Origin of the sequence: Pseudomonas chlororaphis (assembly GCF_001921865.1) — a bacterium.
Lineage (GTDB): Bacteria > Pseudomonadota > Gammaproteobacteria > Pseudomonadales > Pseudomonadaceae > Aquipseudomonas > Aquipseudomonas chlororaphis_D.
Genome location: NZ_MSCT01000019.1, coordinates 410,342 through 433,464, shown reverse-complemented (window position 1 = coordinate 433,464; position 23,123 = coordinate 410,342). Strand labels below are relative to the sequence as shown.

Genomic DNA, 23,123 nt, shown 5'->3' with positions numbered 1-23,123 from the left:
CTTGACGACCCCCTGAACAATAATCACAAGCAGGAGTTTCGCGATGACCGAACAAACCAAGGGCCGTGTGCCCGCCCCCTACGAGTTGTCCATCAGCCGCCTGATCGACGCGCCGCGCGGCAAGCTGTTCCGCGCCTGGACCGAACCTGCGTTGCTGGCGCAATGGTGGGGCCCCCACGGCATGACCACCCCGGAGTGTGAAATGGACCTGTGGGTGGGCGGCCAGTTTCGCACCCTGATGCGCGCGCCGGACGGTAGCGAATACCCGACCATGGGCGTGTTCCTGGAGATAGTCGCGCCGCGGCGGCTGGTGTTCACCGATGCCTTCCTGCCGGGCTGGATTCCGTCGGGCAAGGCGTTCATGAGCGCCGAGGTGACCTTCGACGACGTGCAGGGCAAGACCCTCTACACCGCGCGCGCCATGCATTGGAGCGAAGAGGACCGCCAGGCCCATGAAGCCATGGGGTTTCACGAGGGCTGGGGGCAAAGCCTGGATCGCCTGGAAAGCCTGGTGACCCAAGGCATGCCGGACTGATGCCGACGACGGCGCAGGACGGCGTCAAGGCGCTGGTGGAGACGGTCTACCGCAACGAGTCGCGGCGGATTCTGGCGACCCTGATTCGCCTGCTGGGGGATTTCGACCTCGCCGAAGAAGCCTTGCACGAGGCGTTCTTCGTCGCGGTCGAACGCTGGCAGCGCGACGGTGTACCGGACAACCCGCGGGCGTGGCTGGTGTCGGCCGGGCGTTTCAAGGCCATCGACGGTTTGCGTCGCCGGGCGCGCTTCGCCGCGTCCCAGGCGGCGCTGGTCAGCCAGCTCGAGGCACTGGAGCAGGTCGACTGGAGCGAGGACGACGTGGAAGACGACCGCCTGCGCCTGATTTTCACCTGCTGCCACCCGGCGCTGGCGGCGGACGCCCAGGTACCCCTGACCCTGCGCGAGATCTGCGACCTGAGCACCGAGGAAATCGCCCGAGCCTTTCTCTGCGCGCCAGCTACCATCGCCCAGCGCATCGTGCGCGCCAAGGCGAAGATCCGCGACGCGAAAATCCCCTATCAGGTGCCGTCCCTGGGCGAGCTGCCCGAGCGCCTGGACAGCGTATTGCGGGTGATCTACCTGGTCTTCAACGAAGGTTACTCGGCGTCGATGGGCGCCGAGCTGACCCGCCAGGACCTGACCCGCGAAGCGATGCGTCTCGGGCGCCTGTTGCTGGAGTTGCTGCCGGACCCGGAAGTGATGGGCTTGCTGGCCTTGATGCTGCTGCATGAGTCGCGGCGCCCGGCGCGGACCTCGGCCAGCGGCGAGTTGGTGCTGCTGGACGAGCAGGACCGCGGCTTGTGGGACGCCGGGTTGATTGCCGAGGGCTGCGCCCTGGTGGAACACGCCCTGGGTACCCGGCGTTTTGGCCCGTATTGCCTGCAAGCGGCGATCGCCGCGGTGCATGCCGAAGCGGCGACCCCCGGGGAAACCGACTGGCAACAGATCGTCGGCTTGTACGACGTGCTGCTGCGCGCCATGCCTTCGCCGGTGATCGAGCTGAACCGCGCGGCGGCCATCGCCCAGCGCGACGGCCCGCTGGCCGGGCTGGAGCGGGTCGAAGCGATCCTGGCCCGCGGCGAATTGCAGGATTATCACCTGGCCCATTCGGCGCGGGCCGAGTTCTGTCGACAGTTGGGCCGGCTGGAGCAGGCGCGCCAGGCTTATCAACGCGCCCTGGAACTGACCCGCCAAGAGCCCGAACGGCGCTTTATCGAAAAGCGCCTCCAGGCCCTCTGATTCCTCATCCTGAAAGCGGCGCCCGCTGCGCGGTCGTGCGCAGCCTGTGGCAGCGGCTACATCGTTCGGTGGCGGGCGTTATCGCGCGGTGTACCTCAATCCTATAGCCGCTGCCGCAGGCTGCGTACGGACGCGTAGCGTCCGCCGACGGTCATTCCAGCATCTGCCCCAACAGCCAGCTCCCCGCCGGGCCGGGCGGATGCAGGCGCGACCACAGGGCGTCGACCGCGACGTCGCGCGGCCAGCCGCGGGCATCGAGTTCCACCAGGCTGCCGGCGCCGAAGCGCTCCACCAGCCAGCGCGGCAAGGGCGCCCAGCCAAAACCGCCCTGGGCCATTTCCAGCAGCATCAGGTAACTCGGCGCCGACCATACCCGGCCTCGGGCGCGGCTTTCGTACGGGTTGACGATGGTCGCCAGACGCAGTTCGCGGTGCTGTTGCAGGCCCGCCTCATCGATATTTTTCAGCATCGCCAGTGGATGGTTGCGTGACACGAACAGGGCGATTTCCGTGCGCTCGTCCACGGTCGAGTGCTCCAGGTCTGCCGGGTAGTCGGGTTGCATCTCCGCAAAGGCGATCTGCGCCCGCCCGCGTTGCACCAGTTCGATCAGGTCGTCGCATTCGGCGATCAGGCATTCCAGTTCCAGGTCCGGATAGCGTTGCTCGAAGGCGCTCAGCGAGGTTTCGAAACGATCCGACTGATAGGTGTCGGACAGGGCCACCGTCAGCTTGGCTTCCACGCCCTGGGCCAATTGGCTGGCGGCCATTTCCAGGCGGCTGGTGGCGGCCAGGATGTCTTCGGCGCGGCGCAGCATGACGTGCCCCTGCGGAGTGAGCGTGGGCTTGCGACTGCTGCGGTCGAACAGTGGCAGGTCGAGGTCGATCTCCAGGCTCGCCACCGCCGCGCTGATGGTCGACTGGCTTTTGCCGAGCTTGCGCGCGGCCGCGGAAAACGAGCCCTGGGTGGCCGCCTGGACAAAGGCCAGCAGTACTTCGTGTGAGGCCATGAACTATCGCCTTGATCGATGGTTAATGATTATGAAGTATCGATCTGTAGGGTGATCATGGCAACCACATTCACTTGAGGAAGCCGGATCATGAGCAGCACCAAATCCTTGACCGAACGCGTTTGCCAGGCCGTGGGCTTCGAGCTGCTGGCATTCGCCCTGTGTACGCCACTGCTGGCCTGGATCATGGACAAACCCTTTGTCGACATGGGCATGGCGACCCTGGCGATCGGTCTGATCGCCCTGGCCTGGAACGTGGTCTTCAATGGCCTGTTCGACCGCCTGCTCAAACGCTTGGGCCTTGCGCACAACGGCTGGACCCGCGTGGTCCACGCGCTGCTGTTCGAGGGCGGCCTGGTGGCGGCGAGTGTGCCGCTGATCGCCTGGTGGCTGCAGGTCAGCCTGTTGCAGGCGTTGATCCTGGACATCGGCGTGTTGCTGTTTTTCCTGCCGTACACCTATGTCTACCACTGGGGCTACGACCTGGTTCGGGAGCGGTTGGTGCTGCGCCGCCCGCTCAACCGCGCCAGCTGAAAAGCGCCGGGCTCAATGCCCGGCGTGCAGGTGTTCGATGGCGTCCAGGTAGGCCTTTATTGCCCGCGGCACTTCTTGCAACAGCAGAATGCTCTTGAGCTGGCTATTCTCCAGAGCAGCCTGGAACAGGCCGATGGGCAGTCCGAGCAGCGCGGTCACGTAGGTTTCGCGCTGCTCGGCGCTGGCGCCGGGCAAGCGCAGGGCGAGCATCCGGGCGTAGGTGTCCTGGAGCCGCTCGCGCACTTGCGGGGCCTGGAGCTGGCCAGGAGCGAAGGCGGGGCTGATCATCTGCAACAGGTCGGGATGGGTCTCCAGGTATTCCATGATCGGCATGATCATCCGCTCGATCACCCCCTGGCTGCTCGACTCGATCCAGGTGGCCGGATCGATAGCCAGGAGGTTGGCGCTGATGTGCTCGATGGCGTCGATATGGCGCTGGCCCAGGGCGTCGAGCACGTTTTGCTTGTCGCTGAAGAAATGGTACAGCGAGCCGATCGAGGTGCCGGCCTCGCGTGCGAGGCCATGCATGGTCAGGCTGGCCACTCCCTGGCTGACCAGCAAACGCGCGCAGGCGTCGAGAATCGCCGTGACCCGCTGGTGGCCACGGGGTTGTTTCGGCGAACGCGGATTTTTAGCCGGGAGCATTTTTGAATCGTTCATGGTCGAAGTGGCGACAAGGGGCTTACATTATGGCGCAGCAGAGCGTTTGCAGTCCTGAGGTAAAACTAGACACATTCCTCTACTTTTGCAGAGAATATGCGCCATGGATCAGCGCCTACCGCTGCGTCACCTGACTCGAAAACCATGACACGTCCCCCTAATTGGATCATTTGCGAGCATTGCGACTCGCTTTACGAGTCCGTGCCGCTTGCCAAAGGCCAGACGGCGCAATGCTCGCGTTGCGGCGCCGTGCTGGAGCGGGCCCAGCACCTGAACGTGCAGCAGTTGTTCGCCCTGTCGATCACGGCGGCGCTGCTGTTCGTCTTCGCCAATGCCTTTCCCGTGATCGGTATCAGCCTCCAGGGCCTGAGCAACGAAGCCACCCTCTGGCAGTCGGTCGAGGCCCTGGCCCAGGGGCGCATCAGCCTGATCGCCGCGGTCAGCGGGCTGGCCATCATCCTCGCGCCGGGCCTGCAGATCGCCCTGCTGTGCTGGGTCCTGGGGTTTGCCAACGTCGGGCGCGCGGCGCCGGGTTTCAAGGCCTGCATGCGCGCCCTGGAGCACCTGCGCCCCTGGAGCATGCTGGAGGTGTGTCTGCTGGGCATCCTGGTGGCCATCGTCAAGCTGGCCGGCATGCTCGACGTGCACCCCGGCCTGGGGCTGTGGTCGCTGTCGATGTTGACGGTGCTGATCATCCTGATTTCCGGCAAGGGCATCCGCCGCCTCTGGGACGACCTGGAGGGCCGCTACTGATGAGCCGACCGCCCTATGCCCGCGACGTGGGCCTGATGCTGTGCCATACCTGCGGCCAGACCTGTACGCAGGACGTGCACTTCTGCCCGCGCTGCGACGCGGTGGTGCATGCGCGCAAACCCAATAGCCTGGCTCGCACCTGGGCCTTTCTCCTGGCCAGCCTGATTCTCTATATCCCGGCCAACGCGCTGCCGGTGATGTACACCCAGATCTTCGGCAGCGGCAGTGAAAACACTATTCTCAGCGGTGTGCTGGAGTTCTGGCAGCACGGCTCCTGGGATATCGCCCTGCTGATCTTCATCGCCAGCGTGGTGGTGCCGTGCATCAAGTTCTTCGTCCTGGGCATGTTGCTGGTCACCTGCCAGCGCCGCAGTCACTGGGCCATGCGCGAGCGCGCCAAGCTGTACCGTTTTATCGAGGTGATCGGCTACTGGTCGATGCTCGATGTGCTGGTGGTCGCCCTGGTGGCGGCGCTGGTGCAATTCCACGCCCTGAGCTCGATCGAGCCACGCATGGGCATCCTGTTCTTTGGTTTGGTCGTGGTCCTGACGATGTTCGCGGCCATGAGTTTCGATCCCCGGCTTATCTGGGACGTAGAGGTTGAAGATGTCTGATCATCCAGGTTCCAACGCTTCAAGCGCGCCGGTAACGCCGGGCATGCCCGCGGTCAGGACACGCCGGTTCAACGTTTCGCTGGTATGGATCGTGCCCATAGTCGCGGCCCTGGTCGGCCTGTCGATGCTGGTGCACAAGTCGCTGTCGGCCGGGCCCGAAATCTCCATCAGCTTCCTGACCGCCGAGGGCCTGGAAGCCAACAAGACCCAGGTCAAATACAAGAACGTGGTGATCGGCAAGGTCACGTCCATCGCCTTGAGCAAGAACCGCAGCAAGGTGGTGGCCAAGGTCGAGCTCGACCAGTCGGCGGAGTCCTTCACCGCCGCCGACTCGACGTTCTGGGTGGTGCGCCCGCGCATCGGCGCCGGCGGTGTGTCCGGGGTCGATACCCTGTTGTCGGGGGCCTTCATCGGCGCCGACGCTGGCCAGGATGAGAAGCGCAAGAAGAGTTTCGTCGGCCTGGAAACGCCGCCCGCGGTGACCTATGGGCAAAAGGGCAAGCGCTTTACCCTGCGTACCGACGACCTGGGCTCGCTGGACGTCGGCTCGCCGGTCTATTACCGGCGCATCGAGGTCGGCCAGGTGATTTCCTACAAGCTGTCGGAAGACGGCAAGGGCGTGGATGTACGAATCTTCGTCAACGCCCCCAACGACAAGTTCGTCACCACCGACTCGCGCTTCTGGAACGCCAGCGGCGTGGACGTGACCCTGGGCGCCAACGGCCTGAAGGTCAACACCGAATCCATGTCGTCGATCCTCGCCGGCGGCGTCGCCTTCGTCGAGCCCAAGTACAGCCCCAACGCCAAGCCGGCCGACGAGAACGCCGGTTACCAGCTGTTCGCCGACCAGGACACCGCGCTGGCGCCGCCCGACGGCGACCCGTACTACATGCGCATGCGTTTCGACCAGACCCTGCGCGGGCTGGCGCTCAATGCCCCGGTGGAGTTCCTCGGCGTGAACTTCGGCAAGGTGGTGTCGATGGACCTGGATTACGACGCGCAGAAAAAAACCTTCTCCACCGTGGTCGGGGTGGTGATCTACCCGGCGCGGCTGGGCAAGGTGCACGAACAGTTGGAGAAGATCAGCGGTGCCGACGAAAGCCGCGCCGGCTACCTGATCGGCGGCTTCGTCCAGCGCGGCTTGCGGGCCCAGGCACGCAGCGGCAACCTGCTGACCGGCCAGCTGTATATCTCCATGGATTTCATCCCCAACGCCAAGCCTGTGGCTTTCGACCCGACCACCCGGCCGCTGGAGATTCCCACCGTGCCGGGCGGCCTCGACAAGTTGCAGGAGCAGTTGCAACGGGTCGTGGAGAAGATCAGCAAGTTGCCGATCGATGCCATCGCCAACAACCTCAACGGCAGCCTGAGCGAAATGCAGAAAACCTTGCAGAATGTCAACGGCAAGGTCCTGCCGGAGATGCGCGACACCCTGGAACAGACCAAGAAAACCCTGGTCACGGCCAACGACAGCTTCTCCGAGGATTCGCCGCAGCGCCTGCAACTGGGCCAGGCGATGGACGAAGTGCAGCGCACCGCACGTTCGGTGCGGGTGCTCACCGATTTCCTCGGCCGGCATCCCGAAGCGTTGATCCGTGGACGGCTCAAGGACAACCAGCCGGACGCCTACAAATCCTCGACCTCGTCTTCTCGTGAGCCTGAATCGGAAGTCCAGCCATGAAAAAAACTCTAGCCTTGCTGATCGCGTCCCTGGGCCTGGCGGCCTGCAGTTCGGCGCCGACCCATTACTACACGCTGCTGCCGCCGGCACCCGAGCCGGCGCCGCCGGCGGTCGTGGCCGCGGGCCTGCAGTTCGAGATGGCCGCGGTACGGATTCCGGTGCAGGTCGACCAGCCGCAATTGGTCGTGCGCCAGGACAGCGGCACCCTGGCGATCCTGGAAACCGCGCGCTGGAGCGCGCCGCTAGTGGATGAGTTCCACGACGCCCTGGCCAGCCAGCTGGAGCAGCAGTTAGGCACGCGCAACCTCGAAGGCCTGCCCAAGGCGGCGGGGCAGCCGGTGCTGTCGTTGCAGACCGATGTGCGCCGCTTCGAATCGGTGCCGGGGCGCTATGCGCTGATCGACGTGGTGTGGAACCTGCGCTTGCGCGGCGACGGCGTCGAGCGCCGCAGCCTGACGTGCAGCAGTCGGATCAGCCAGCCGGCCAGCGTCGAGCTGTCGAGCCTGGTCCAGGCCCATCAGCGGGCCATCGACGAACTCGCCAAGCGTATCGCCGGCACGGCCCGCCATTGGGTACGCAACCCCGCCAGCGGTTGCTCCTGATCGCACTGCGATCCCTGTAGCCGCTGCCGCAGGCTGCGTACGACCGCGCAGCGGGCGCCGCTCTTGGGATCGCCGGAGGTCATACGGACCTTGCGCAGCCTTCGGCAGCGGCTACAAGGTCAGCGTCTTGCCGACAGCTGTTGCGGCGCCAGGAAGGCATCGTGGAAGTAATCGCGGAACGCCTGCATCGCCGGGGTGAACGCGCGTTCGCGGTGCCAGGCCAGGCCGACGCTCATGGCCGTCACCGGGTCGCTCACGGTCAGGGTTTCGATGCGCTTGCCCTCCAGCGACCAGGGGCGGTGTACCAGGTCCGAGAGGATCGCCACGCCGCTGCCGTTGGCCACCATGCTGCGCACCGCTTCCACCGAACTGGTCCGCACCCGCACCCGGGGCGTCTGCCGGGCATTTTCCCAATACCGCATGGCGCTCTGTTCGGCTTCGTCGACGGTCAGCAGGATGTAGGGTTCCTGGGCCACGTCGGCGAGGCTGACGGTGGCGCGCTCGCACAGCGGGTGATGGCTGGGCAGCCATAGCCGGCGTTCGGAGTTGAACAGGGTTTCGGAGACGATGTCCGGGTGGGTGAGGTTGGCGGTCAGCACCACGGCCATGTCGAAACGGCCTTCGAGCAGGCCCTGTTCGATGGCCTGGCGTTCTTGTTCGTGGACCTCGATGGTCACGTCCGGGTGCCAGTGTTCCAGGCGTTGCAGGTGGTGCGGCAGGAAGTAGCCGATCACCGTGTAGCTGGCCGCCAGGTGCAGCACGCCGCTGGCGCGGTAGTCCGGCAGCGGGCTGTTCAGGGCGTCGTCGACGCTGCGCAGGATCACGTAGGCGCGGTTGAGGAAATGCCGCCCGGCGTCGGTCAGGTTCATGCCCTGGGCCGAGCGCAGGAACAGCTGCACGCCGAGCATCGCCTCCAGTTCCTTGATCGCCGTGGTCACCGCCGATTGGGAGATGTTCAGGTGGATCGCCGCCTGGGAAATCTGTCCGATCTCGGCGGTGGCGACGAAGTAGCGGACCTGGCGCAGGGTGAGGGACATCGCGAATTCCTGGTAATGAAGCACTAAACCTGTAGCCGCTGCCGAAGGCTGCGCAAGGTCCGCAGGACCTTCTGCGATCTCAAGAGCGGCGCCCGCTGCGCGGTCGTGCGCAGCCTGCGGCAGCGGCTACGGGACTATTATCTGTTTTTCAGAAGATGGTCTATCTGATAATAGATCTTCCCAAGGGGTCAAGGGCCGCCGTAATTTCCACTGCACGAAGTCACGAGACGTTGGAGCAACAGTGATGCAGGCAGTGGATTTCAATTCGGACATGGGCGAAAGCTTCGGCCCCTGGACTATCGGCGACGGCGTCGACAACGAGCTGATGGCGTTCATCAGTTCGGCCAACGTCGCCACCGGCTTTCACGCCGGCGACCCCGGCACCATGCGCCGCACCGTCGAACAGGCCAAGCGCCTGGGCGTGGCCGTCGGCGCCCATCCAGGGTTCCGTGACCTGGTGGGGTTTGGCCGCCGGCATATCAATGCCCCGGCCCAGGAACTGGTGGACGACATGCTCTATCAGCTCGGCGCGCTGCGCGAACTGGCGCGGGTGCAGGGTGTGGCGTTGCAACACATCAAGCCCCACGGCGCGCTCTACATGCACCTGGCGCGGGACGAAGAAGCCGCCCGGCTGCTGGTGGAAAACCTGCGCAAGCTGGAGCCTGAGCTGCTGTTGTATTGCATGCCCGGTTCGGTGATCTGGCAGGTGGCCAGGGAGCTGGGCCAGCCGGTGGTGCGCGAGTTCTACGCCGACCGCGAATACGACCTGAGCGGTTCCATCGTCTTTACCCGCAACGTCCGGGCCCTCGACCCAGCCACGGTCGCCGCCCGCGTGGTACGGGCCTGCCAGCAAGGCGTGGTGCGCACGGTGGAGGGCGAGGACCTGAAGATCGAGTTCGACTCCATCTGCCTGCACAGCGACACCCCCGGGGCCCTGGACCTGGTGGAAGCCACCCGCGCCGCCCTGGATCGGGCCGGGATCGAGGTGCGCCCGCCGCGTTGAAGCGAGCCGCGATACCGGGCGCACAGACGCCGGGGTTCGCCCAACTTTTTTTGCCTGCCTTTCTACAACTATTCCAAGAGGAACAGACATGGCCGAACACTCCGTTATCAGCCCCTTGCCGGGCACGTTCTATCGCAAGGCCACGCCCGAGTCGGCGCCCTTCGTCGAGGTTGGCGAGCGCGTTGACGCCGACACCGTCATCGGCCTGATCGAGGTCATGAAGCAGTTTTCCGAACTGACCGCCGGGACGGCCGGTCGCGTCACGGCCTTCGCGGTACAAGACGGCGACCCGCTGGAGCCGGGTCAGGTCGTTGCCACGCTCGACGACCAGTGAGGGCCGACCCATGACTCGATCCATCCATAAACTGCTGGTTGCCAACCGCGGCGAAATCGCCGTGCGCATCATCCGCGCGGCCAAGGCGCTGGGCATCCCCACGGTGGCCGCGTGCAGCGAAGCGGACGTCGACTCCATGGCCGCGCGCCTGGCCGACGAAGTGCAGGTGTTGGGGCCGGCCCGCGCCGACCAGAGTTACCTGAACGTGCAGGCCCTGCTCGGCGCCTTGCAGGCCAGCGGCGCCAATGCGGTGCACCCCGGCTACGGCTTTCTTTCGGAGAACGCCGAGTTCGCCGAAGCGGTCGCGGCGGCGGGGGCGATCTTCGTCGGCCCGAGCCCGGAGACGATCCGGCGCATGGGCGACAAGGCCGAAGCCCGACGCACCGCCCAGGCCGCCGGGGTGCCGGTGGTACCGGGTTCGCCGGGTGAGCTGTTCGAGCTTGAGGCGGCGCTGCAAGCGGCGGCGGCCGTGGGCTATCCGCTGCTGATCAAGGCCTCGGCCGGTGGCGGCGGACGCGGGATTCGCCTGGCGGAAAATGCCGCGCAACTGGCCGAGGAATTTCCCCGGGCCCAGCGCGAGGCGCAGGCCGCCTTCGGCAACGGCGCGTTGTACCTGGAACGCTTTATCGGCAAGGCCCGGCATATCGAGGTGCAGGTCCTGGGCGACGGCGTGCGCGCGGTGCACCTGTTCGAGCGCGAATGTTCGCTGCAACGGCGGCGGCAGAAGATCTTCGAGGAGGCGCCGTCGCCGGTGCTCAACGGCCTGCAGCGGGAAACCCTGTGTGCCAGCGCGGTACGCCTGAGCGAAGCCCTCGGCTACAAGGGCGCCGGCACCCTGGAGTACCTGTACGACGAGACCAGCGGCGAATTCTTTTTCATCGAGATGAACACGCGGATCCAGGTCGAGCACCCGGTCAGCGAGTGGGTGACCGGGATCGATCTGGTCCAGGCCCAGCTGCGCATTGCCGGCGGCGAGCCGCTGGGCTTGCGGCAGAGCGATATCCGTCTCAATGGCGCGGCCTTGCAGATGCGCATCAACGCCGAAGACCCGGCGCGGGATTTCTTCCCCAGCCCCGGCGTGGTGCAAGAATTGCTCTGGCCGCAGGAGGAGGGGGTGCGGGTCGACAGCCATCTGTACCCCGGCTACCGCGTGCCGCCGTACTATGACTCGCTGCTGGCCAAACTGATCGTTCACGGCCGCGACCGTGGCGAGGCCCTGGCCCGGGCGCGGGTTGCCCTGGAACACAGCACCCTGACCGGCATGGCCAATACCCTGGGCCTGCACCGAGAGCTGCTCGCCGAACCCTGGCTGCATCATGCCGATTTCCATACCGGCACCCTGGAAACCTGGTTGGCCGCGCGCCGTATGGGAGGTGCCGCATGAATGCCGCGATCCGCTACAGCTTCGGCGCCGACGAGCACCTGTTCGCCGAGGTCAGCGACAGCATGTCCCTGGAAGCCTTCTTCAAGGGCATGGCGGTGACCCGCGCGGTAGAACGCCTGGAACTCGACGGGGTGCTCGACGTGTGCCTGGCCAACGCCTCGTTCCAGATCCGTTTCGACCCCGACCGCATTGCTCCCCAGGCGCTGCTCGACGCCGTGCGCGGCGCCGAGGCCGAGGCGGTGGCCGAGCGTACGCTGCACACCCGGATCATCGAGATCCCGGTGCTGTACAACGACCCCTGGACCCATGAAACCCTGATGCGTTTTCGCGACCGCCACCAGGACCCGAGCGCCACGGACCTGGAGTACGCGGCGCGGATCAACGGCCTGGCGGATGTCGAGGCGTTTATCGCCGCCCACAGTGGCGCGCCCTGGTTCGTGTCGATGGTGGGCTTCGTCGCCGGCTTGCCGTTCATGTTCCAGATGGTCGAGCGCGAGCGTCAGTTGCAGGTGCCCAAGTACCTGCGACCGCGCACCGATACGCCGAAGCTGACCCTCGGCCACGGCGGCTGCTTCGGCTGCATCTACTCGGTGCGTGGCGCCGGCGGCTACCAGATGTTCGGCGTCACCCCGGCGCCGATCTACGACCCGCAGCAGCAACTGGCCTACCTCAAGCAGCACATGGTGTTCTTCCGCCCGGGCGACATCGTGCAGTTCAAGCCCATCGACCGTGAGGCTTACGACCATGCGGTGGCCGAGGTCGAGGCCGGGCGCTTCGACCTGCGTATCCGCGAGGTGGAGTTTTCCCTGGATGCGTTTCTCGCCGACCCGGTCGGCTACCCCACGTCGTTGCAGGAGGTGCTGGCATGATCAAGGTCATCAAACCTGGCCTGGCCACCTCGGTGCAGGACCTGGGCCGCGAAGGTTATTACCACCTGGGCATCCCGCCGTCCGGGGCCCTGGACCAGTACGCCCTGAGCGCCGCCAACCAACTGGTGGGCAACCCCGCCGGCGCGGCGGCGCTGGAGTGCACGCTGCTCGGCCCGGAGCTCGAATTTGCCAGCGATGCGCTGGTAGCGGTGTGCGGCGCGCACATGACGCCCAAGGTCGATGGCGTGGACATGCACCTGGACACCGCCTTTGCGGTCAAGGCCGGGCAAGTGTTGCGCTTCGACTTTCCCAGGGCCGGCGCCCGCGCTTACCTGGCGGTGGCCGGCGGCATCGATGTGCCGCTGGTGCTGGGCAGCCGCTCGACCTACGCCCTGGGCGGCCTCGGCGGTTTCCAGGGCCGGCGGCTGGCGGCGGGGGATGAGTTGCCGGTGGGCGTCGCCAGCGGCAAGGGCCGGCCGGGGGCCAGCCTGCCCATGGCCCTGCGCCAAGCGCTGGGCGGCGAGATCAGCCTGCGGGTGGTCCCGGGTTTGTACTACGAGCGCCTGACCGACGCGGCCAAGGCCAGCTTCTTCGCCGAGCCCTGGACCGTGGGCTCGGAGGCTGACCGCATCGGCTATCGCTTCAAGGGTGGCAGCGCCCTGGGCTTCCAGCCGCGGGAGCAACCGTTCGGCGCCGGTTCCGATCCGTCGAACATCGTCGACAGCTGTTACCCCATCGGTTCGATCCAGGTGCCGGCCGGGCTCGAGCCCATCGTCCTGCACCGCGATGCGGTGTCCGGCGGCGGCTACGCGATGATCGGCACGGTGATCAGCGCCGACCTCGACCTGATCGGCCAGATGCAACCCAACCAGAAGGCGCGCTTCGTCGCGGTGACCCTGGAAGAAGCGCTGGAGGCTCGGCGCTCCTACAAGAAAAAGCTCGGCTGCCTGAGCAAGCTGTTCCCTTCCTGATTCTGCCCGCCGCTCGGCGCGGGTCATGCCAAGAGGTTTGTCGCCACCGCATTCCGGTGCGGTGGCGGCTGCCCGCGCCACAACCTTCGACTGGTTCTGGAGTTCACGTCTATGGCTGCTTTATCGCAAGCGAATCAAACCGGGCAGGACCCTGCCCATCTGCCTGTCGCCGCGGCTGCGCGGATGGGCAAGCTGTCGCTGACCATGGCCTGGTGGGCCGTGTGCAGCGCCATGTTCTACATCGTGGTCGGCGCGTCGCTGGCACTGTCCTACGGTACCCGCAACGCCCTGATCGGCATGCTGCTGTCGGTGTTCTGCTATGGCCTGGTCAATAGCGTGCTCAGCCGTTTCGCCATGCGCAGCGGCTGGTCGGTGGCGCTGTTTTCGCGGTTGCTGTTCGGCAGCAGCGGCGCCTGCCTGGCGACGTTGATCTTCTTTTCCACGGCGATCTACTACGCGGTATTCGAGGGCTCGGTGATCGCCGTGGCGCTCAACCACCTGTACCCGCAACTGGTGTATCCACTGGCCGCGCTGCTGGTGGTGCTGTACAGCGTGCCGCTGATCCTGGGCAGCGTGCAGCACTGGCTGGACAAGCTCAACGGCGTGCTGTTGCCGGTGTACCTGGGCGGTTTGCTGCTGGCGGTGGGGCTGTCGATCGCGCGTTACGGCTACCAGCCGCAATGGCTGGATTTCGGCCCGGCGACCCCGACGGCTTCGGGCTGGTGGGACTGCTTCGTGGCGTACATGGGGGTGTGGATCCTGATGCTGTTCACCTTCGACTACGCGCGCTTCGGCAAACCCGAGGACGCCGCCTACCACGGCCGCTGGAACTTCGGCATGCCGTTCTACGCGGTGACCTTCCTGCTCAACGGCGCCGCGGGCATCTACCTGGTCAGCAGCATTCCCCACGAAGGCGCGCTCAACGAGGTGTCGGTGGTGATGGCGATCCTGCAGTTGATGGGACTCTGGGGGTTGTTGTTCGTCTGGGCCACGCAGACCCGGATCAACACCGCCAACTACTACCTGGCGACCCTGAACATGCAGGCGTTCTTCGGTCGTTTCGGCGTGCGCGGTTCCTACCTGATGTGGGCCGTGGTGGTGGGGATCATTGTCTACGGGTTGATGCTCGCGGACGTGTTCGCCTACCTGCTCAAGGCGCTGGCCTACCAGGGTATTTTCGTCGTCGCCTGGGTCGGCGTGGCGCTGGCGCAGATCCTGTTCGGGCGTAATGAGGCGGCAGCCATCGAGCGCGTCGCGGCGTTCAACGCGGCGGGGCTGAGTGCCTGGTTCGGCGGCACGGCGCTGGGCCTGGTGCTGATGTGGGCGGGCGGCGGGCTGGCGAGTTTTTCCGCGCCGCTGACCGGGGTGCTGGCGTTCGTGTTGCAGTGGGGGCTTTCCAGTCGGCGCAGGCTTCCCGATCCTGCGCCGACCCTGTAGCCGCTGCCGAAGGCTGCGCAAGGTCCGCAGGACCTCCGGCGATCCCGAGAACGACGCCCGCTGCGCGGTCGTGCGGAAGAAACAGCTACAGGGGGCGAAGTTTGTGTAGGAGCGAAGCTTGCTCGCGATCCGCGCAGCGGCCTGAAATACGCGTTGTCCGATCGAACGCTATCGCGAGCAAGCTTCGTTCCTACAGGGCTGCACTCAGAACAGTTGGGTGAACAGCCAATACAGGCTGCCGGACAGCAGGATCGCCGCCGGCAGGGTGAGCACCCAGGCCATCAACAGGTTGCGGATGGTCTGCATCTGCAGGCCGCCGCCGTTGGCGACCATGGTCCCGGCCACGCCCGAGGACAGCACGTGAGTGGTAGAGACCGGCAGGCCGAACATGTCGGCGGCGCCGATGGTCAGCATGGCCACGGTTTCCGCCGAGGCGCCCTGGGCGTAAGTCAGGTGGGTCTTGCCGATCTTCTCGCCGACGGTGACCACGATGCGCTTCCAGCCGACCATGGTGCCCAGGCCCAGGGCGATGGCCACGGCGATCTTCACCCACAGCGGAATGAAGCGCGTGGCGTTGTCGATCTGCTGCTTGAACAGTTGCAGCTTGCCGCTGGTATCGGCGTCGAAGTTGCCGACCTTGTTCTTGTCCATCAGGCGAATGGTCTCGCTGCTCAGGTACATGTCGTTGCGCACGTTGCCCATGGCTTCGGCCGGCACCTTGGCCAGCGAACCGTAGCCCTTCACTTCATCGCCGATATGCCCGGTCAGGGCCGCCAGGGCCGGCACCAGCTGCGGCGTGTCTTGCTTGCTGCGCACGTACTCGGACAGCACCGCGCGCGGGTCGGCCGGGGCCGGCTGCGGGGCGCTCTTCACCAGCGCCTGCTGGGTGACTTCGGCCACCGCGGCGAATTGCAGGGCCTGGTCGGCCGGCATGGTGCGGTTCAGGGCATAGGCCATGGGCAGGGTGCCGACCAGGATCAGCATAATCAGGCCCATGCCTTTCTGGCCGTCGTTGGAACCGTGGGCGAAGGACACGCCAGTGCAGGTGACGATCAGCATGCCGCGAATCCACCACGGCGGCGGGGTGTTGCCCTTGGGCGCCTTGTACAGCGCGCGGTTCTTCACGAACAGGCGCAGGGCCAACAGCAGCAGGGCGGCGAAGGCGAAACCGATCAGCGGCGAGAACAGCAGGGCGTAGCCGACTTTGGTGGCCTGGCTCCAGTCCACGCCGCTGGTGCCGTCGCGGCCGTGCATCAGGGCGTTGGCCACGCCGACGCCGATGATCGAGCCGATCAGGGTGTGCGACGACGAGGCCGGCAGGCCCAGCCACCAGGTGCCGAGGTTCCACAGGATGGCGGCGATCAGCAGGGCAAAGATCATGGCGAAGCCGGCCGAGGAACCGACTTGCAGGATCAGCTCCACCGGCAGCAGGGCGATGATGCCGAAGGCCACCGCGCCGCTGGACAACAGCACACCGAGGAAGTTGAAGAAACCCGACCAGACCACGGCGAAATGCGGCGGCAGCGAGTGGGTGTAGATCACTGTTGCCACGGCGTTGGCGGTGTCGTGGAAACCGTTGACGAACTCGAAGCCCAGGGCGATCAGCAGCGCCACGCCGAGCAGCAGGAACGGGGTCCAGGTGGTGACCACGGTGCCCAGTTCGTGCATATCGTGCATCAGGCTGTAGGCGGTGAACAGCAGGCCCATGGCGAGGATCGCGAAGAACACCACGAGGGTGAAGGGGCTGTTTTTCTTATCCAGCTGCGGTCTGGTTTCGGCGGCGGGCGAAGGGGAGGCTGAGGCGGTCAGGGAAGGGGTGGCCATTGCCGGACAATCCTGTGGGGGGAGGAGTGTCGCCCATGATCGTTGCCAAATGTTACAGAGAGACTGCGTCAGGTCAGTGTTTGGGCGATTGACGGCACCATCGATCCGAAATCCCCTTCGCCTTTCCCTGTAGCCGCTGCCGCAGGCTGCGCAAGGTCCGCAGGACCTCTTGCGACCCTGAGAGCGGCGCCCGCTACGCGGTCGTGCGCAGCCTGCGGCAGCGGCTACAGGGATTGAGATCTGCCACGCGATGGCGCTCTACACCGATGTAGTAGCCGCTGCCGAAGGCTGCGCAAGATCCGCAGGACCTCTGCGATCCCGAGAGCGGCGCCCCTCTGCGCAGTCATGTGGAAGCGGTCACAGGGCGCTCCTACATATCCTGGCGCTTGCGAAAGGCCCAGCGGCCGGCGATGACGGTGAAGGTGGCGACCAGCGCGACGAGGATCCAGAAGCCTTCCGGATCGGCGGAGAAAGGGATGCCGCCGACGTTCATGCCGAAGAAGCCGGCGATGATGTTGATCGGCAGCGCCAGCACCGTGACCACGGTCAGGGTGAACAGGGTGCGGTTGGCTTGCTCGTTGATATTGGCGGCGATTTCTTCCTGCAGCAGCTTGATCCGCTCGCCGAGGGCGGTGAGGTCGTTGATGATCAGGGCGAACTCCTCGGTGGACTTGCGCAGCTCCTTGACGTCCTCCTTCTGCAACCATTGCGGCGGCCGGTTGAGCAGCCGCAGCAGCGAGCCCGGCTCCAGTGCCAGCAGGCGTTGCAGGCGCACCAGCACGCGGCGCATGGCTCCCAGTTCCGCGCGGTTGGTGGAGATCCGCGCGGCCAGCAACTGGTCTTCGATCTGGTCGACGTTGAGGCTGGTCTTGCGCACGATCTGGGTCAGTACTTCGCCCTGGTCGCGCAGCAGGTGCACCAGCAGTTCCAGGGGCGAGCGAAAGCGTTCGCCGGCCTTGACCGAGGAGCGCAGCTTGTCCACCGAGTGCAGCGGTTGCAGGCGCGCGCTGACGATCAGCCGGCTGCGCACGCAGACCCACAGGGTGGAGATGTCCGAGGAGGCCATGCTGGCGAAGTTGAACACCACGTCGTTGACCACCGCCAACAGGGCCGAGTCCACATGTTCGATGCGGGTCGAGCGCGAGCCTTCGTGCAGCGCCTCGAAGAACTCCTCCGGCAGCCCCAGGTGGGTCTGCATCCAGCGTTCGCAAGCGGCATGCGCCAGGTTCAGGTGCAGCCAGAGAAACTCGTCGCTATCGTCCGCCTGTCGCAGGGCTTGCAGGGCCTTGGCCGAGTCCAGTTCACGACCCCGTTCGCCGGGGCGAAAGGCAAAGCCGTAGAGCAGGCCGAACAGGTCGGAATCGCGATGGGCATGGTCGAGGCTGTGGTTCATGGACGCTCGCTGGAGGGAAGGCGCCTGCAAGCGGTTTCGCAGGTTCACTTGAGCCCGATCATCGCAAGGCCGCATGACGATTTTGTGACAGTTTGAAGTGCCCTGTCCGGCGTTCCAACCGGCTGTCGGAGGCCCTAAAGAAAGCTTCTTGCAGGCCGATCACGCATACAGCAATTGTGCGATCGGCTGGCCCCGGCGCGCCTGACAGGGATGTTCGGATGTTTACCCATGCCCGCCTCGGGCGTGCTCTATCCCTGTTGAGAGATCTCATTCGATGTCCTTGCAAAAATCCCTGAGAGCGCAAGTTCTGGCCCTGTTGAGCGGCAGCCTGTTGGCGATGCTGTTGATCGCGCTGGCGTGTTTTCACTTCCTGTCCAATGGCGTGCAAGGTTATCGCGAGTTGATCGAGGGGCCGCTGCGCACCTCGCAGTTGATCGATGAAGCCAACCTGCAATTCAAGGTCCAGGTCCAGGAATGGAAAAACGTCCTGTTGCGCGGCAAGCAGAGCGCCGACCTGAACAAATACTGGCAGCAGTTCGAGGACCGCCAGCGCGATGTGCAGGGCATTCTTGGCCAACTGGCGACCGAGCCCGGCATCGACGCGGCGCTCAGGAGCCGGATCGAACGCCTGCGTGAAGAACACCGCCTGCTGGGCGGCGCCTACCAGAAAGGTCGCGATGCCTTTGTCGCCGCCGCTGCCGACCCGACGGCCGGCGATGCCGCGGTCAAGGGCGTGGACCGTGCCACCAGCGAGCAGATGAGCGAACTGGTGAACGAGTTGCGCAAACAGGGCAGCGAGCAGTCCCAAACCATCAGTGCCGGGGCGCAGCGCACGGTCTGGATCGGCCTTCTGGTGATGCTGGCCTCGGGGCTGCTGATCGGGTTGTTGAGCCTGTGGCTGGTCAACCGCAGCCTGGTGGAGCCGATCCGCCAGTTGATCGACTATGTGGCGCAACTCAGCCGCGGGCGGATTGCCCAGCGCGTGGCCAGTACGCGCCAGGACGAGTTGGGCAAGCTGGCGGTCGCCGCCAATACCCTGCGCGACTTTCTCGCCGAAACCTTCAGCCGCCTGCAGCGCAGCGCGTCCGACCTGGACAGCGCCAGCGGCGAGCTGAATGCCATTGCCACCCTGATGTCCCAGGGCACCAACGAGCAGTTCAACCGCACCGACCAGGTGGCCACGGCGATGAACGAAATGTCCGCCACCGCCCAGGAAGTGGCGCGCCATGCGGCGGACGCGGCGCGGGCTGCCGATGATGCCGACCAGTCGGCCCAGCAGGGCGAGCAGGTGATGCAGGGCACCATCCATACCATCACCCAGATGCGCGGCGAGATCGCCAATACGGCCGAGGTGATCCGCCGCCTGGAAACCGACAGCGGGCGCATCGGCAAGGTGCTGGAAGTGATCCGCGGGATCGCCGAGCAGACCAACCTGCTGGCGCTCAACGCCGCCATCGAGGCCGCGCGGGCCGGCGAGGCGGGACGCGGTTTCGCCGTGGTCGCCGACGAGGTGCGCAGCCTGGCGCAACGCACCGCGGCGTCGATCATCGAGATCAACCAGATCATCCAGAGCGTGCAGACCGGCGCGCTGGACGCCGCCCACGCGATCGAGAGCGGCCAGGCGCGCAGCGACGCCAGCGTCGAGCAGGTGACCCAGGCCGGGGCGATGCTGGAGCGGATCACCGAGGCGGTCGAGGCCATCCGCGATATGAACCGGCAGATCGCCACGGCGGCGGAAGAGCAGACCTCGGTTGCCGAGGACATCTCGCGCAACCTGACCGAGATCACCACCATCGCCAGCACCAACCTGGATAACGTGCAGCGCACCCAGAGCGCCAGCCACAACCTGCACGACCTGTCGGGCCAGTTGAACGAGGTGACGGCACGCCTAAGTGCCTGATGCGTTGGGCAATGAAAAAGCCGCGGGGCCTGTGGGCCGCGCGGCTTTTTTTGTAGCGGGGAAAATTACTGGTCTTGCTTGTTGCTCAGCACCTTGCCGGTCTTGGCATCCAGGTCGACGTCCCATTCCACGCCCTTGGCGTCGCGCAGTTCCACCTGGTAGACGTAGCCGCCGGCGGCGGTCTGCTCCAGCTCGGTGTCGGTGATGTTGGCGGCGGTGGTGCCCGGGTGTACGGCCAGCGCGGCCTGGTTGAGTTTTTCCAGGTCCATGATGGTGCCGGACTTGAGCAGGCCCGGGATCAGGTCCGGGCGTACGTCGGCCTGGGCCAGGCCGGCGGTCAGGGTCAGGGCGGTGGCGGCGAACAGGGCAGTCAGAGTTTTCATGGTGTCTTTCCTTGGGGTGATTCGTTGAAGTGGGTTCAGATTAGCCGGTGCAACTTAATTCACCCTTAATTCAGCGCACGCTTTGCGCCGTTTGTTCAATTGCGTTGGCCCTCGGGTATTTCAAACTGTGCTCTCGAACAGGAGAGGCAGTGATGAAACGCATGATCAAAGGTGTGTACGGCCCCGGCTTTTTTCTCGGTTTCATCGGCACGGGTGTGTGGGTCATGGGCTCGCCGGGGCTGGCCCCGGGCGGGTTGCTGCTGGTGTTCACCGTGGCGTTGGGGGTGTCCTTTCTCGCGGAGTGGTGGTTGCCCTACGAGGTGGACTGGAACCGTCCACGGCAGGATCGCTTGCGCGACGTGCTGCACGCACTGGTCAACGAAAGCCTGAACGCCCTGGGGCTGCTGCTGTTGCCGGGGCTGGTGAGCCTGCTGGCGTTCGATGGCTTGTGGCCGCGCGGCTGGTCGTTGTGGGCGCAGTTGGCGCTGGCGATTGTCATCGCCGACTGTGGCCTGACCCTGGCGCATTACTTCAGCCACCGCTTGCCCTGGCTGTGGCGCTTGCACGCGGTGCATCACAGCGTGGAGCGCTTGTACGGTTTCAACGGCTTGATGAAGCACCCGCTGCATCAATTGTTGGAAGCCAGCGCCGGGCTGTTGCCGCTGGTGTTTTTGGGCATCCCGTTGCCGGTGGCGCAGTTGCTGGCGTTCGCCATCGCTATCCAGCTGCTGTTGCAGCATTCCAATGTCGACCTGCGGCCCGGTCCCCTGGGCTGGGTGTTCGCCTGGGCGCCGATGCATCGTTTTCACCACATGAAGTACGGCACCGCCGGCAATGTGAATTTCGGCCTGTTCTTGAATGTCTGGGACTGGCTGCTCGGCACGGTGTTCTACTCCTCGGCCTACCCGATCCGCCAGGGCGACCTGGGCATCGGCAGCCAGCCGGATTATCCGCAGTCCTACGGGCGACAGTTGCTGGCTCCTTTCAGCAGGCAAGCCGTTCAGGAGGAACCGCCGGTGCCCTTGCCGTTGCGCCGTTGAGTCAGTCCAGCAGGTGCAGTTCGATGCGTTGCAGGGCTTGGCGCGCCGTGACGCCGAACAGGGATTTCAGGGTTCGGGAGAAGTGCGCGGAATCGGCGAAGCCAGCACCGTGGGCCGCCTCGGTGACCGCCTGGCCCGCCAGCACCAGGCCCATCGCCAGGCGCAGGCGCCGCCACAGCACCAGGCGCCGCACCGGCAACCCGAGCTGGCCGCTGAACAGCCGTTCCAGCTGGCTCAGGGACAGGTGCGCGTGGGCTGCCAGGGCACTGGCCGAGACCTTGCCGGTCAGTTGCCGGTCGAGGGCGGCGAGGGCCTTTTCCACGCGTCGATCCTGCAAGGTCCGGCGTGGGCAGCGCCGCAGTGCCTCGGCCAGCGCCGGTAGCGATAGTTCGACGCCTAGCAGGCTGCGTTGCAGGTCTTGGGCGTCGATCGTCAGCGGTTCGGCGTAGAGGGTGAACAGGGTTCCAGGCGCATCGAGGATCGCATGGCGTTGCAGGGCCGGGATAAACACTTGCCGGGCAGTGCAGGGCTGGCCGTCGAGGCTGACGGTGACGGGTGTGTCGGGGGCGAGGATCAGTTGGTGGGCGTAGTGGGCATGGGGCGCGGTGCGCCCCAACTCCCCCTGGATCAGTCCGTAGTCAGGCCCGAGCCACAACTGGCCTGTCCACTCGGGCGTGTGCACGGCGGTGGGCTCAGTAGCCGTTGGCCTCGAGCAACTGGGTCACGCTGGCGCTGGCCGGGCGCTTGACGTACTTGAGCAGCTCCGCGGCGCGGTTGGTGAAAATGCCGTCGACGCCAGCGTCCAGCACCTTCTTGAAGTCCACCGGTTCGTCGATGGTGTACACGTGCACCAGCAAGCCATGGTCGTGGGTGTACTGGTTCATCCAGGGCTTGACCAGGTCCGAATAGCTCTGGTCGCCCAGCTCGGTCAGCAACGCCGAAGGGCCGGTGCCGATAGCGCCCTGGGCTTTGGCGTAGTCGACCCATTGCTTGAATTCGGCTTCGTCCTTGGGCTCTTGCTTGGCGTAGTAGGCGGCCTTGGTTTTCTCGCCGCTCTCGGCGAAGGTCACCTTGGACTTGGGTTCGATGCTGCCTTCGCCGACCCACAGCAGGAGAATCTTCGGCACTTTCGGCATTTCTTTCTGCAGCAGTTCCAGGCTGCTCTTCTCGAACGTCTGCAACACCACTTTGCCTTTGCCCTGGCCTACCGCCAGCTCGCTTTTCGCCAGCTTGGAACCGGCCGGGCTGAGCCAGCCGCGGTCCTGGAGTTTTTCCTTGAGGTCGCGCTCGATGCCAGGGAACTGCTTGGGTTCCTTGGTCTCGATGTACAGGCCCGGCTTGTGCTGCGGGCTGCTCTGGGCAATGTCGATGATTTCGTCGAGGGTCAGGATCTTCAGGCCGACGTAGCTCGGGCGGGCCCGCTCGGGATAGGCCTGGTTGAACCAACTGCCGGCATCGAGGGTTTTCAGTTCGGCCATGGTGAAGGCGTTGGCCGGGCTGTCCTTGCGCTCCGGGAACTTGCTGGCGACGTCGGTGGTGCGTTGCAGGTTGTTGTCGTGCAGGGCGAACAGCACGCCGTCCTTGCTGCGTTGCAGGTCCATTTCCAGGTAGTCGGCACCCAGGTCGCGGGCCAGCTTGTAGGCGGCGGCGGTGGACTCCGGCGCATCGAAGGACGCGCCGCGGTGCGCGATCACCGCCGGGTGCGGGATGCCCTGGCTGATGGCTAGCGCGGTGGGGCTCGGGCTGGCGGCCTGTGCCTGGCTCAGGCCAAGCATCAGGCTCAGCAACAGGGCGCTTTTGGTGAAGGTGGCAGGCATGGTCGAGGTCCTTTCGTGGAGAGCGGTTTTCAAAGGATTACCTTTTAACAATTGAAGGGCCGTTGTGCTATCGCGAAACCGACATAAATCTGCGCATGCGGCAAA

Annotated in this window: 23 protein-coding genes; 15 read left to right on the top strand and 8 right to left on the bottom strand. The window is 65.5% G+C overall.

Features of this window, described 5'->3' with window-relative positions; genetic code table 11:
- The first annotated feature begins 43 nt into the window (after nt 1-43).
- Together BTN82_RS22195 and BTN82_RS22190 are read left to right on the top strand one after the other, a co-directional pair.
- Nucleotides 44-535 carry an SRPBCC family protein gene (locus tag BTN82_RS22195; RefSeq protein ID WP_075121228.1) on the top strand — a complete coding sequence of 164 codons (492 nt, stop codon included), beginning with the start codon at nt 44-46 and terminating at the stop codon, nt 533-535.
- Nucleotides 535-1,776, top strand: a complete 1,242-nt coding sequence (locus BTN82_RS22190) for an RNA polymerase sigma factor (protein ID WP_075121227.1) — start codon at nt 535-537, stop codon at nt 1,774-1,776. The genes BTN82_RS22195 and BTN82_RS22190 overlap by 1 nt, the downstream gene beginning before the upstream one ends.
- Nucleotides 1,777-1,927: 151 nt before the next feature.
- Here the strand turns inward: BTN82_RS22190 and BTN82_RS22185 are convergent, their stop codons facing one another.
- A complete protein-coding gene (locus BTN82_RS22185; RefSeq protein ID WP_075121226.1) occupies nt 1,928-2,782 on the bottom strand; it encodes a LysR family transcriptional regulator in 855 nt (284 codons plus the stop codon).
- A gap of 90 nt (nt 2,783-2,872) precedes the next feature.
- On the opposite strand from BTN82_RS22185, the gene BTN82_RS22180 reads away from it, so the two are divergent.
- The gene (locus BTN82_RS22180; RefSeq protein ID WP_075121225.1) at nt 2,873-3,316 is read left to right on the top strand and encodes a multidrug/biocide efflux PACE transporter; all 444 of its coding nucleotides are present in this window, start codon (nt 2,873-2,875) and stop codon (nt 3,314-3,316) included.
- Between the two features lie 12 nt (nt 3,317-3,328).
- Here BTN82_RS22180 and BTN82_RS22175 read toward each other — a convergent pair whose 3' ends face one another.
- Nucleotides 3,329-3,961, bottom strand: coding sequence for a TetR/AcrR family transcriptional regulator (locus BTN82_RS22175; RefSeq protein ID WP_261793009.1), 633 nt, complete (start codon nt 3,959-3,961; stop codon nt 3,329-3,331).
- 159 nt (nt 3,962-4,120) lie between these two features.
- Between BTN82_RS22175 and BTN82_RS22170 the strand changes: the two genes are divergently transcribed.
- Genes BTN82_RS22170 through BTN82_RS22155 form a run of 4 tightly spaced genes read left to right on the top strand, consistent with a single transcriptional unit; the run spans nt 4,121 to nt 7,626 of the window.
- Nucleotides 4,121-4,729, top strand: coding sequence for a paraquat-inducible protein A (locus tag BTN82_RS22170; RefSeq protein ID WP_075121223.1), 609 nt, complete (start codon nt 4,121-4,123; stop codon nt 4,727-4,729).
- A complete protein-coding gene (locus BTN82_RS22165) occupies nt 4,729-5,343 on the top strand; it encodes a paraquat-inducible protein A (RefSeq protein WP_075121222.1) in 615 nt (204 codons plus the stop codon). Before BTN82_RS22170 ends, BTN82_RS22165 begins: the two co-directional genes overlap by 1 nt.
- Entirely contained in the window at nt 5,336-7,024 is a 1,689-nt protein-coding gene (locus tag BTN82_RS22160) for an intermembrane transport protein PqiB (RefSeq protein ID WP_075121221.1), read from the top strand. Before BTN82_RS22165 ends, BTN82_RS22160 begins: the two co-directional genes overlap by 8 nt.
- Nucleotides 7,021-7,626 (top strand): membrane integrity-associated transporter subunit PqiC, encoded by a 606-nt coding sequence (locus tag BTN82_RS22155; protein ID WP_075121220.1) that lies wholly within the window; start codon nt 7,021-7,023, stop codon nt 7,624-7,626. The genes BTN82_RS22160 and BTN82_RS22155 overlap by 4 nt, the downstream gene beginning before the upstream one ends.
- A 119-nt stretch (nt 7,627-7,745) precedes the next feature.
- On the opposite strand, the gene BTN82_RS22150 is transcribed toward BTN82_RS22155, so the two are convergent.
- Nucleotides 7,746-8,663: a LysR family transcriptional regulator gene (locus BTN82_RS22150; protein ID WP_075121219.1), complete on the bottom strand. Its 918-nt coding sequence runs from the start codon at nt 8,661-8,663 to the stop codon at nt 7,746-7,748.
- 244 nt (nt 8,664-8,907) lie between these two features.
- Between BTN82_RS22150 and BTN82_RS22145 the strand changes: the two genes are divergently transcribed.
- From BTN82_RS22145 to BTN82_RS22120, 6 genes are all read left to right on the top strand, one after another.
- A complete protein-coding gene (locus tag BTN82_RS22145) occupies nt 8,908-9,666 on the top strand; it encodes a 5-oxoprolinase subunit PxpA (RefSeq protein WP_075121218.1) in 759 nt (252 codons plus the stop codon).
- Nucleotides 9,667-9,754: 88 nt separating this feature from the next.
- Entirely contained in the window at nt 9,755-10,000 is a 246-nt protein-coding gene (locus BTN82_RS22140) for an acetyl-CoA carboxylase (protein WP_075121217.1), read from the top strand.
- Between the two features lie 10 nt (nt 10,001-10,010).
- A complete protein-coding gene (locus BTN82_RS22135) occupies nt 10,011-11,384 on the top strand; it encodes an acetyl-CoA carboxylase biotin carboxylase subunit (protein ID WP_075121216.1) in 1,374 nt (457 codons plus the stop codon).
- Nucleotides 11,381-12,253 carry a 5-oxoprolinase subunit B family protein gene (locus tag BTN82_RS22130; protein WP_075121215.1) on the top strand — a complete coding sequence of 291 codons (873 nt, stop codon included), beginning with the start codon at nt 11,381-11,383 and terminating at the stop codon, nt 12,251-12,253. The genes BTN82_RS22135 and BTN82_RS22130 overlap by 4 nt, the downstream gene beginning before the upstream one ends.
- Nucleotides 12,250-13,224, top strand: coding sequence for a biotin-dependent carboxyltransferase family protein (locus BTN82_RS22125; RefSeq protein WP_075121214.1), 975 nt, complete (start codon nt 12,250-12,252; stop codon nt 13,222-13,224). The genes BTN82_RS22130 and BTN82_RS22125 overlap by 4 nt, the downstream gene beginning before the upstream one ends.
- 111 nt (nt 13,225-13,335) lie before the next feature.
- Nucleotides 13,336-14,661, top strand: a complete 1,326-nt coding sequence (locus BTN82_RS22120; RefSeq protein WP_075121213.1) for a purine-cytosine permease family protein — start codon at nt 13,336-13,338, stop codon at nt 14,659-14,661.
- A 204-nt stretch (nt 14,662-14,865) separates the two neighbouring features.
- Here BTN82_RS22120 and BTN82_RS22115 read toward each other — a convergent pair whose 3' ends face one another.
- Entirely contained in the window at nt 14,866-16,485 is a 1,620-nt protein-coding gene (locus tag BTN82_RS22115; RefSeq protein ID WP_075121212.1) for an inorganic phosphate transporter, read from the bottom strand.
- 370 nt (nt 16,486-16,855) lie between these two features.
- The gene (locus BTN82_RS22110; RefSeq protein WP_075121211.1) at nt 16,856-17,878 is read right to left on the bottom strand and encodes a transporter; all 1,023 of its coding nucleotides are present in this window, start codon (nt 17,876-17,878) and stop codon (nt 16,856-16,858) included.
- A 274-nt stretch (nt 17,879-18,152) separates the two neighbouring features.
- Between BTN82_RS22110 and BTN82_RS22105 the strand changes: the two genes are divergently transcribed.
- Nucleotides 18,153-19,778 (top strand): methyl-accepting chemotaxis protein, encoded by a 1,626-nt coding sequence (locus tag BTN82_RS22105; RefSeq protein WP_075121210.1) that lies wholly within the window; start codon nt 18,153-18,155, stop codon nt 19,776-19,778.
- A gap of 65 nt (nt 19,779-19,843) precedes the next feature.
- Here BTN82_RS22105 and BTN82_RS22100 read toward each other — a convergent pair whose 3' ends face one another.
- Nucleotides 19,844-20,161 carry a PepSY domain-containing protein gene (locus BTN82_RS22100; RefSeq protein WP_075121209.1) on the bottom strand — a complete coding sequence of 106 codons (318 nt, stop codon included), beginning with the start codon at nt 20,159-20,161 and terminating at the stop codon, nt 19,844-19,846.
- A gap of 152 nt (nt 20,162-20,313) precedes the next feature.
- Between BTN82_RS22100 and BTN82_RS22095 the strand changes: the two genes are divergently transcribed.
- Entirely contained in the window at nt 20,314-21,201 is an 888-nt protein-coding gene (locus BTN82_RS22095) for a sterol desaturase family protein (RefSeq protein WP_075121208.1), read from the top strand.
- A gap of 1 nt (nt 21,202) precedes the next feature.
- On the opposite strand, the gene BTN82_RS22090 is transcribed toward BTN82_RS22095, so the two are convergent.
- Both BTN82_RS22090 and BTN82_RS22085 read right to left on the bottom strand, forming a co-directional pair.
- Nucleotides 21,203-21,883, bottom strand: coding sequence for a helix-turn-helix domain-containing protein (locus BTN82_RS22090; RefSeq protein WP_075121207.1), 681 nt, complete (start codon nt 21,881-21,883; stop codon nt 21,203-21,205).
- 10 nt (nt 21,884-21,893) lie between these two features.
- The gene (locus BTN82_RS22085; RefSeq protein WP_075121206.1) at nt 21,894-23,018 is read right to left on the bottom strand and encodes a glycerophosphodiester phosphodiesterase; all 1,125 of its coding nucleotides are present in this window, start codon (nt 23,016-23,018) and stop codon (nt 21,894-21,896) included.
- Nucleotides 23,019-23,123: the final 105 nt, after the last annotated feature.